The organism is Janthinobacterium sp. CG_23.3 (assembly GCF_046115965.1).
GTDB lineage: Bacteria > Pseudomonadota > Gammaproteobacteria > Burkholderiales > Burkholderiaceae_D > Janthinobacterium.
Window position 1 is genome coordinate 19,299 of record NZ_JBJXIB010000076.1, and the last position, 9,207, is coordinate 28,505.

The 9,207-nt window shown below is 63.3% G+C and carries 10 protein-coding genes; 4 read left to right on the plus strand and 6 right to left on the minus strand.

Annotated elements, in window-relative coordinates:
* Window positions 1–7 precede the first annotated feature (7 nt).
* The gene (locus ACFDR9_RS17505; RefSeq protein ID WP_409031812.1) at window positions 8–946 is read left to right on the plus strand and encodes a LysR family transcriptional regulator; all 939 of its coding nucleotides are present in this window, start codon (window positions 8–10) and stop codon (window positions 944–946) included.
* Between the two features lie 26 nt (window positions 947–972).
* Here ACFDR9_RS17505 and ACFDR9_RS17510 read toward each other — a convergent pair whose 3' ends face one another.
* The 4 genes from ACFDR9_RS17510 to ampC all read right to left on the minus strand — a co-directional run bounded on the left by ACFDR9_RS17510 (window position 973) and on the right by ampC (window position 3,343).
* The gene (locus ACFDR9_RS17510; RefSeq protein ID WP_017879572.1) at window positions 973–1,314 is read right to left on the minus strand and encodes a gamma-glutamylcyclotransferase family protein; all 342 of its coding nucleotides are present in this window, start codon (window positions 1,312–1,314) and stop codon (window positions 973–975) included.
* Window positions 1,315–1,340: 26 nt separating this feature from the next.
* Window positions 1,341–1,583: a DUF1272 domain-containing protein gene (locus tag ACFDR9_RS17515; protein ID WP_081612051.1), complete on the minus strand. Its 243-nt coding sequence runs from the start codon at window positions 1,581–1,583 to the stop codon at window positions 1,341–1,343.
* Window positions 1,584–1,650: 67 nt separating this feature from the next.
* A complete protein-coding gene (locus ACFDR9_RS17520; protein ID WP_409031813.1) occupies window positions 1,651–1,995 on the minus strand; it encodes an NIPSNAP family protein in 345 nt (114 codons plus the stop codon).
* A gap of 127 nt (window positions 1,996–2,122) precedes the next feature.
* On the minus strand, window positions 2,123–3,343 hold the full coding sequence (gene ampC / locus ACFDR9_RS17525; RefSeq protein ID WP_327075983.1) for a class C beta-lactamase: 1,221 nt from the start codon (window positions 3,341–3,343) through the stop codon (window positions 2,123–2,125).
* Window positions 3,344–3,518: 175 nt separating this feature from the next.
* Between ampC and ACFDR9_RS17530 the strand changes: the two genes are divergently transcribed.
* Together ACFDR9_RS17530 and blaOXA are read left to right on the plus strand one after the other, a co-directional pair.
* Entirely contained in the window at window positions 3,519–3,902 is a 384-nt protein-coding gene (locus tag ACFDR9_RS17530; protein ID WP_026133569.1) for a BlaI/MecI/CopY family transcriptional regulator, read from the plus strand.
* Window positions 3,899–5,740 carry a class D beta-lactamase gene (gene blaOXA, locus ACFDR9_RS17535; RefSeq protein WP_409031814.1) on the plus strand — a complete coding sequence of 614 codons (1,842 nt, stop codon included), beginning with the start codon at window positions 3,899–3,901 and terminating at the stop codon, window positions 5,738–5,740. The genes ACFDR9_RS17530 and blaOXA overlap by 4 nt, the downstream gene beginning before the upstream one ends.
* Here blaOXA and ACFDR9_RS17540 read toward each other — a convergent pair.
* The gene (locus ACFDR9_RS17540) at window positions 5,737–6,771 is read right to left on the minus strand and encodes a LacI family DNA-binding transcriptional regulator (RefSeq protein WP_409031815.1); all 1,035 of its coding nucleotides are present in this window, start codon (window positions 6,769–6,771) and stop codon (window positions 5,737–5,739) included. The genes blaOXA and ACFDR9_RS17540 overlap by 4 nt on opposite strands.
* Before the next feature lie 86 nt (window positions 6,772–6,857).
* Window positions 6,858–7,472 carry a glutathione S-transferase N-terminal domain-containing protein gene (locus tag ACFDR9_RS17545; RefSeq protein ID WP_017879578.1) on the minus strand — a complete coding sequence of 205 codons (615 nt, stop codon included), beginning with the start codon at window positions 7,470–7,472 and terminating at the stop codon, window positions 6,858–6,860.
* 241 nt (window positions 7,473–7,713) lie between these two features.
* Between ACFDR9_RS17545 and purB the strand changes: the two genes are divergently transcribed.
* Window positions 7,714–9,093 (plus strand): adenylosuccinate lyase, encoded by a 1,380-nt coding sequence (purB, locus tag ACFDR9_RS17550; protein ID WP_409031816.1) that lies wholly within the window; start codon window positions 7,714–7,716, stop codon window positions 9,091–9,093.
* Window positions 9,094–9,207 lie beyond the last annotated feature (114 nt).

Here is a 9,207-nt window from a genome sequence, read left to right on the forward strand (position 1 = left end):
AAATGGCATGAAAGTCATAGTCACCATGCACCAAGTGGATTTATCGACGGTCGACCTCAATCTGTTAAAGCTGTTCGAAGCACTCGTTCGGGAGCGAAGCGTTACCCAGGCGGGCCTGCGCTTGGGCTTGAGCCAACCGGCCGCCAGCCGCGCGCTGGGGCGACTGCGCACGATGCTGGGTGATCGCCTGGTGGTCCGCGGCAAACTCGGTCTGGAACTAACACCCCGCGGCGAAACGCTGGCAGGTCCAGTGGCCAAGCTACTGGACGACGCCCGGGGCATCGTCTCGCCTGCCGTCTTCGATCCCGCCTCTGCAACGGGGCGCATCACGATCGCCGCTCACGATCACCTGAGCCTGATGGTCCTTGCTGGTTTGATCGCCCGCTTCGAGCGCCATGCGCCTGCGCTCAGTCTCCATATCGCGCAGCCTGCTGGGGACAACGTGCGGCTTATCGAGCAGGGGGGCGCGGATCTGGCACTGGGGATTTTCGAGGCACTGCCCGGCAGTTTCCATCGACGCGGCCTTTACGCCGACAGCTTGGTGTGCGTGGCGAGGTCCGATCACCCCGGTGTGGCGGACGGACTCAGTCTGCAGCGTTATGTGAGCTTGCGCCACACTGCCGTGACCATTTCCGGCGTGGGAGAAAGCGCGGTCGACGTCGCTCTCTCGACACTGGGGCTCACCCGCCACGTCGCACTGCGCGTTCCCCACTTCCTTGCCGGTGCGATGTTGGTGGCGGACAGCGACATGATTCTCACCTTGCCAAGCCGTTTGGCGCGCCTACTTGCGACAAAGCTCCCGCTCGCTATCCTGGATCTACCGCTACAGCTTGCGCCCCTGTCGCCAGCCATGATCTGGCACGAGCGTTTCCACCGCGACCCTGCCCATATTTGGGTCAGGCAGCAGCTTGTCGACGTCGTCGCGTCGTTCAATACGGTCGCATAAATGTCCGCTGCGATGTACGGACCTCACTATGCGCGCGCGTCTACATAAACCCACGCCGTTCTTCCGGAGGACAGTGGAGCTAAGACGCGCTGGTAGTCTGATACTTCATATTTGTCTGCATGCGCGAGTTCATCATCCGTAACCTCGAAAACGGTACCGGCAACGCGGTGTGTCGTTATGCCCGTTTGTTTAACGATGGGATGGTGGCTCTTGCCACTTGTCTTGACAACCTGCGGGTCGTCGATTTTCACCATCGATCGATGAAACCCCGGCAATTGGTCGGCGCTACCTTGAAGCTCGCGCCCAAAGGTGGCCAATTGCACGTCACGCTGCTGGAGCGTTCCATACGAAAAGAGAAGTTGCGTCATTGAGTCTGGCCTCCTTCACAGTAAGTTCAAAGCTTGGAACAGCCAGCCGGATTGTGCACGCGGTGCGTGGAAGCTGGATTGTTGACGAGCTTGGCAAGCGATCGGCTAGGCCGTGCGACAAGCTCACCGCCACAGTTCGGGCATTTGGCCGCGAAAGTCGTCGCGCAAGCCTCGCAGAAGGTGCACTCGAATGAACAGATGCGGGCACCGGATTGCTCCGCGGGAAGGTCTTTGTCACAGCATTCGCAGCTAGGTTTCATTTTCAGCATCGCGCTGTCCTTTATTGTGATTGTCCAACGACGTTGAGGCCGGCGCGCGCGTCAAGGAACTCCTTGTTCATACTGAAATTGACAGGCCGCGCAGGCTATCAATGAGGGCTTGATCCGCCTCGATCACGGCCGTCGTGTAGCTGTCGATGCATGCCATTACCGCGTCACAAGGACCTTGCAACCACGCTTGACTGCCATAAAAGCGCTCCTGGCTCCGGCGCCGATGCAACACGTCCCGATAGGCCCGGATCAGCAGATAGTCGTCAGGTGAATGCAATGAGGAGCGCGCGGCGACGACGTCGGTGCCCGCCGCAAGCAGAAGCGGCACGGAACGCTGCTGCATCACCTGGTGGAACGCATCCGCTGAGCCTGGCTTGAGTTTATATCCCCTGATTTCAATGATTTGCTTCATTTGTCTGGCCCAGGCCGCAAAGACACCATGATAAGGTTCTATCGGCTTGTGAACAACGCGCGATCAACGGAGTTAAGCGGTGGTTTGCGACAGTATTGAAGGTTTTCCGGGGCGTTTTCCTTGAATGTCAAAACTGGGTATTTACGCTCGCCAAATTGCCCTCTTTGAGCGCTTTGGGGGGCCGCGGCACGCTGCCCAGCCGGGTCAATATTTGATACGCGGCGGTCACTCTCTGGTCGATCGGGTAATTCCTGTTGGCCAGCATGACGATGCCTATTTTTTTTGCCGGATGATAGAGCGCATACGCGGCAAAGCCAGCCGTTGAACCGGTTTTATTGATCAGCACATCGGTTTGCGGCGGCAACGGTGGCGTGAGCTTGCTGACACTGGTCGTGTCATAGATTATTTTGTAGGAATTGCCCGCCAACAAACGCGACAAATCCACCGTGCCGGGATATTGCTCCCACATTAAATCTTGCGTCATGTCGGCCGACTTGAAATAGCCGGTGTGGGTGTCGGTGATCGCGCGCTGCAGCTTGCCATCCAATTTGACGAGGCCCATGTTGGCGTCGATATAGCGGATCAAGTCCGCCGCACTGGTTTTTACGCCGTAGGATTCGAGGGCCAGCAGGCCGGGGTTCACCCTGACCGGCGCGTCCTCCTTGTTGTAGCCCTGCGCGTAATGCTGCATTTGCGCTGCCGGCACGTTGACGTAGCTGTGCGTCATTCCTAGTTCAGGAAACAGCCTTTTCTCCATCGCATCCGCAAACGACATGCCCATGCTCTTGGCCGTGACGATGCCAAGCAGGCCGATGCCCGGGTTGGAGTAAGTCCGGTTCGTGCCCGCGGCGTGCGCGGGTTTCCAGTTCTTGTAGTATTCCATTAATTGCTCGGTATTGCTCACCTCGTCCGGGATTTGCAGCGGGAAGTTGCCGGCCGTATGCGTGCCCAAATGAAGCAGGCTGATATTGTCAAAGCTGCTGCCACGCAAGTAGGGCAAATGCTGGCTGACACTATCCGATAGTGAAAACAAACCATGGACCTGCGCGTAAGCGGCCAGTGTTGCCGTGAAGGTTTTGCTCACCGAGCCGATCTCGAACAAGGTGGCGTTGCTAACGGCTTGCCCGGTTTCCTTGGACGCCACGCCGTAGTTGTAGAAGTAGTTTTTGCCATTCACGGTCAACGCCACCGCCATGCCCGGAATAGCGGATTTTTTCAGCAGCGGCTTGATCACGGAGTCCACCGTATCCTGGATCTCGGATGGATCCATATTGTCGGCGGCATGGCTGGCGGCCGCCAGAAGACAGGACGACAGCAGTGTCAGAAGACGCATGGTTTTCGGGGGCATATGGATGATTCCTTCAAAGATTGATGCCGCCGTACTGCGACAAGTATCACCATATTGCGACAACCGTCGCACACCTGTCAACTGTAATATTTTCGCGATTTGTTGACGCTGTCTTGACTGCAAAGCGACAAACGTCGCACAATGGTGGCAATAGTCGCAAACGGAGCGTCCCGACATGGCCATACCCTCGATATCTGAACTGACTGTGCTGAAGTCACTGTGGAAGCGGCAACCGCTCAGCGCCCGCGAAATCCACGACCAGGTTGAAGGCGAACTTGGCTGGTCGTACTCGTCGACCCGCAAAACGCTCGAGCGCATGCTGGCCAAGCGATCGGTGCGCCAATCCACGCTACATGGCGTGCAAGTGTATGAAGCGGCGCTTGAAAAGGTCGACACCCTGGCGGCGTTTGCGCACGACTTCGGCAAGCGCGTAATGGAGATCGACACGCCTTTGTCGGCCACGATGTTCACCGGCAGCCGGCTCGTCGACGAGGACGAACTGGCGCAGCTGGAGCAATTACTGCTCGACTGGCCGGAAGAGCGCGGCGAACCGGCATGAGCGCGTTCGACCTGTGGCTGTTGCGCTTTCTGCTGGCCAGTTGCGGTTGCGTGGTCGCCGGACTGGGCGTGTGGGCGCTGACGGCGCTTTGCCGCCGTTGCGTGGCCGAATTCTCCCTGCAGCGCTCGATGTGGCTGCTGAGCCAAATCACGGTGGTGGCGACCTTTCTGGTGATCTTGCTGCCGCACAGTGAACGACTGCGGGTGATACCGCCGATCGACCTGGCCGACGAGACGGCGGCGCGCCTTGTCGCTGCAGACGGCACGGCGGCGCGGGCGGCCGCCAGCACCGCTGTCAGCGCGCCGGACGCCGGGTCCATCGAGCGCCCCTGGCTTGCCTATGGCGCCCAAGCCTGGCTGCTGGTGTATCTGCTCGGCCTTGGCTATGCGGGCGCCAGGCTGCTGCACGCCCGGCGAATATTAAACGGCTTGAGCGCCGCCGGATGCCGCGTGGACGCGCTGAACCAGCATGACGGCTTCGCCGCGACGCTGGCGCGCCCGCCCGCCGTCATCGAAGTCGACGCGCCGATTTCGCCGATGCTGTTCGGCCTCTTCCGACCCCGCTTGCTGTTGCCGCGCCACCTGCGCGGCTTCGACGTGCTACAGCAGCAAATGATCGTCGAGCACGAACTCACGCATCTGCGGCGGCGCGACCTGCACTGGATGAGCGCCGGCGTCTTGCTCCAGACACTGCTGTGGTTCAATCCCTTTATGCGGCTGCTACGCGCCAAGCTGTCGTGGGCGCAGGAACTCGGTTGCGACCGCGACGTGCTGCGCGGCCGTCCGCAGGCGCAGCGCAAGGCGTATGCGGCGGCGCTGGTGGCGCAGCTCAGAATGCAGCGCGGCCCGACGCCGGCGGCGCTGGCTTTCGGCGGCGTCGGCGCCAGCACCCTGGCGCAGCGAATCGCCTTGATCCGCCAGCCCGGCACCGCGTCGCGGCGTCCGTGGGGGCGCTGCGCGGCGCTGGCCGGCCTGGCCGGCATTGTCGGCGCCACCCTGGCCTTCCAGCCGGCGCTGGCGTGGCGTATCGACCCGGTCGCCGCCGCCGGCCCGGCGCTGGACAAAGCGCTGTGGCCGTTCACCCCCGCGACGCCGCAGGGCACGATCAGCTGCACCGAACTGGTTGACGCCGCCAGCGGCGAGCGGCTGGTCCACGAAGGCCAGTGCGAGCAGCGCGTCACCCCGGCGTCGACGTTCAATATCCCCGTTAGCCTGATGGGCTACGACAGCGGCATCCTGCGCGACGAGCACGCGCCGAAGTTGCCGTACCGCGCCGGCTATGTCAACTGGAACCCGTCATGGCGCGCCGCGACCGACCCGACCAGCTGGCTCAAAAATTCGGTCTTGTGGTACGCCCAGCAAGTCACGTTGCAACTTGGCGCGGCGCGCTTCCAGCGCTACGTCAAGGACTTCCACTATGGCAACCACGATGTCGCCGGCGACGCCGGCAAGGACAACGGCCTGACCCTGTCATGGGTCAGTTCCAGCCTCAAAATATCGCCGGTCGAACAGGTGGCTTTCCTGAGGAACGTGGTGAACCGCGAGCTGCCGCTGACGGCGAAAGCCTACGACATGACGTTGCGCATCATGCAGTCCGATACCCTGGCAAATGGCTGGGAAGTCCACGGCAAAACCGGCACCGCGTCGCCGGTCCTGCCCGACGGCAGGGACGACGAGGCGCACCAATACGGCTGGTTTGTCGGCTGGGCCAAAAAGGACGGACGCACGATTGTCTTCGCCCGGCTGGCGCAGGACCCACAGCGGCAAACCGGCGCGGCCGGGCCGCGCGCCAAGGCGGCGTTCCTGCGCGACCTGCCGGCGCGCCTGGACGCGCTTTAAGCGGCGCTGGTGGCGCGCACCACCAGCTCGGTGGCGAGCTGGCGCGATTCGCCGGCGGCGCCGTCGACCAGCGCCAGCAGCGCCGTCACCAGCGCCCGCCCGGCCGCGCGGATGGGCTGGCGCACGGTGCTCAGCGGCGGGTGGAAGTAGCTCGACAATTCGATGTCGTCGTAGCCGACCACGGCGACGTCCTCCGGAATGCGCAGGCCGTGCTGGCGCAGCGCGTTGATCGCCGCCATGGCCAGCAAGTCGCTGCAGGCGAACACCGCGTCGAACGGCGCGCCGCGGCGCAGCAGCTCGGCCACCGCCTCGCCGCCGCCCTGCGGCAGGAACGACGCCGGCACCTGCAACCGCGGGTCGGCCTCGACGCCGGCCGCCGCCAGCGCCTCGCAATAGCCGCGGTGGCGCTGCGCCACCTCGGGCAACAGCGCGTCGCCGAAAAAGGCGATGCGGCGGCGCCCGCGCGCCACCAGGTGGTCGGTCGCCAGGCGGCCGCCGGCGACGTTGTCGCTGCCGATGGTGCAGTACAACTGCTGCGGCAGTTGCGCGCCCCAGACGACGATCGGCACCCGCCGCGCCGCCAGCTGGTTGAGCTGCTCGTGGTGGCGCCACTGGCCGATCAGGATGATGCCGATGACCCGGCCGCTGTCGAACGGCTGCGCCGCCGTGTCCAGCGTTTCGGCGTCGACCCGCGACAGCAGCATGTCGAAGCCCTGCTCGGTGAGGGCGTCGGCCAGGCTGCCCAGCATGCTCAGGAAGAAGGGGTCGGACAGGTGCTGCCGGGTCTGCGAGTCGTACGGCACCACCACGCCGACGGTGCGGTTCTGCTTCATGCGCAGGTTTTGCGCGCCGATGTTGATTGAATAGTTGAGCGAGCGCGCCAGTTCGAGGATGCGGGTGCGGGTCTCGTCGTTGACCAGCGTGCTGCCGCTGAGCGCGCGCGACACGGTCGACGTCGACACGCCGGCCAGGCGCGCGATGTCGGCCATCTGCAGGCGCTGCCGCGCCTTGTCGTTGGGGGTCTGGTTCATGCGTGCTTCCCGATGCAAAACGCCGCCTCGGATGGGCGGCGCGGCGTTTTCACGACGTCGTGTTGAGGCACAGGCCGGCGCCGCGCTTATTGCGGCACGGTGTCCTTGAAGGAGGCGCGTTCGGCCAGCTTGTCGTACAGCTTGGCCAGATTCGGGTGGGCGCCGCGCCAGTCGATTTCCGGGAAACGGAAGCTGAGCCAGCCCAGCGCGCAGCCGACGGCGACGTCGGCCAGCGAGTAGTGGATGCCGGCGCAGTAGACGCCCTCGCCGAGGCGCAGCGACAGCGCCGCCAGGCCCTGGTGCACCTTGCCCATCTGGCGCTCGACCCAGGCCTCGCTTTGCAGCTCGGGCGGGCGCTGGGTGCGCTCCAGGCGCGCCAGCACGCCGGCGTCGAGCACGCCGTCGGCCAGCGCCTCCCAGCACTTGATGTCGGCGCGCGAGCGGCTGTTGCCGAGCGGCGGCAACAGCTTGCACACCGGCGTGAGCGTGTCGAGGTATTCGACGATGACGCGCGAGTCGATCATCGCGCTGCCGTCTTCCATGATCAGGCAGGGCACCTTGCCGAGCGGATTGGACTGCTGGATCTTGGTCTCCGGGACCCAGACGTTTTCCAGCTCGAACACGCAGTCGAGCTTTTTCTCCGCCAACACGATACGGACTTTGCGGACATAAGGGCTGGCGAGGGAACCGATCAGTTTCATAGATGCTTAAAGTAGGAGATTGAATAAGAGTATAGCATCGGCACCGGCGCCCCGGCGCGGGATAGGGACGCAGACGGACGCAGACGGGCGGGGCTGTCTCTTCCTGAGCCGATGCGGGTTTGCGCCCCTTTCCAATGGTAAAATCCTGCTTTGCAGGCCCGCCGCGCCGCCCGCCCCGCCAGCATCGGGCCCGGCCCGGCCGTCCACACGACCACCTTTTACCTAACTTGCGTCCGCTCCCATGACCTCTACTACTCCCTACTCCACGCTGTCTGCCCTGTCGCCGCTGGATGGCCGTTACGCCAGCAAGACCGACCAGCTGCGCCCCATCCTGTCCGAAGCGGGTTTCATGCACCACCGCGTGAAAGTGGAGATTTCGTGGCTGCAGGCGCTGTCGCAGGCCGGTTTCGCCGAAATCAAGCCGTTTTCGGCCGAAGCCACCGCGCTGCTCGACAACATGGCGGCCGACTTCAGCGAAGCCGACGCGGCCCGCATCAAGGCCATCGAAGCGGTCACCAACCACGACGTCAAGGCGGTCGAGTACTGGCTCAAGGAGCAGGTCCAGGACGTGCCGGAACTGGTCGCGGCCTCCGAGTTCATCCATTTCGCCTGCACCTCGGAAGACATCAACAACACCTCGCACGGCATGATGTTGAAGGCCTCGCGCGACGGCGTCATGCTGCCGGCGCTGCAAGCCCTGGTGGCGCGCCTGACCGAACTGGCGCACGCCAACGCCGACGTCGCGCTGCTGGCGCGCACCCACGGCCAAGCCGCCAGCCCGACCACGCTGGGCAAGGAAATGGCTAACGTCGTCGCCCGCCTGCAACGCGCCGTCAAGCGCATCGCCGAGGTGGAAATCCTGGGCAAGATGAACGGCGCGGTCGGCAACTACAACGCCCACCTGTCGGCCTACCCCGACTTCGACTGGCCGGCGTTTTCGAAGCAAGTGATCGAGCAGCGCCTCGGCCTGAGCTTCAACCCGTACACCATCCAGATCGAGCCGCACGACTACATGGCCGAACTGTTCGACGCCTTCGCCCGCGCCAACACCATCCTGCTCGACTTGAACCGCGACATCTGGAGCTACGTCTCGCTGGGCTACTTCAAGCAAAAAACCAAGGCCGGCGAAATTGGCTCGTCGACCATGCCGCACAAGGTCAACCCGATCGACTTCGAAAACTCCGAAGGCAACCTGGGCCTGGCCAACGCCGTGCTCAAGCACCTGTCCGAGAAGCTGCCGGTGTCGCGCATGCAGCGCGACCTGACCGATTCGACCGTGCTGCGCAACATCGGCGTCGGCCTGGGTTATACCTTGCTGGCGTACGACAGCTGCCTGCGCGGCCTGAACAAGCTGGAAGTGAACCACGCGCGCATGCAGCAAGACCTCGACGCGACCTGGGAAGTGCTGGCCGAGCCGGTGCAAACGGTGATGCGCCGCTACGGCATCGCCAACCCGTACGAGCAGTTGAAGGAACTGACGCGCGGCAAAGGCATCTCGAAGGACGCGCTGCAAGAGTTCGTCAACGGCCTGGCCATTCCGCAGGAAGCCAAAGACCTGCTGCTGGCGATGACACCGTCGAATTACATCGGCATCGCCGCGCAACTGGCCCGCGCGATTTAATACGTTCTCGCGCGGTTTGCGTAGATACTATGAATGAAGGCGGGTCGGCAAAAGACGCAAATTAATCCTAAAGTGAAGGTTCGAAGAATCAACTTAGGAGAAAATCATGCAACC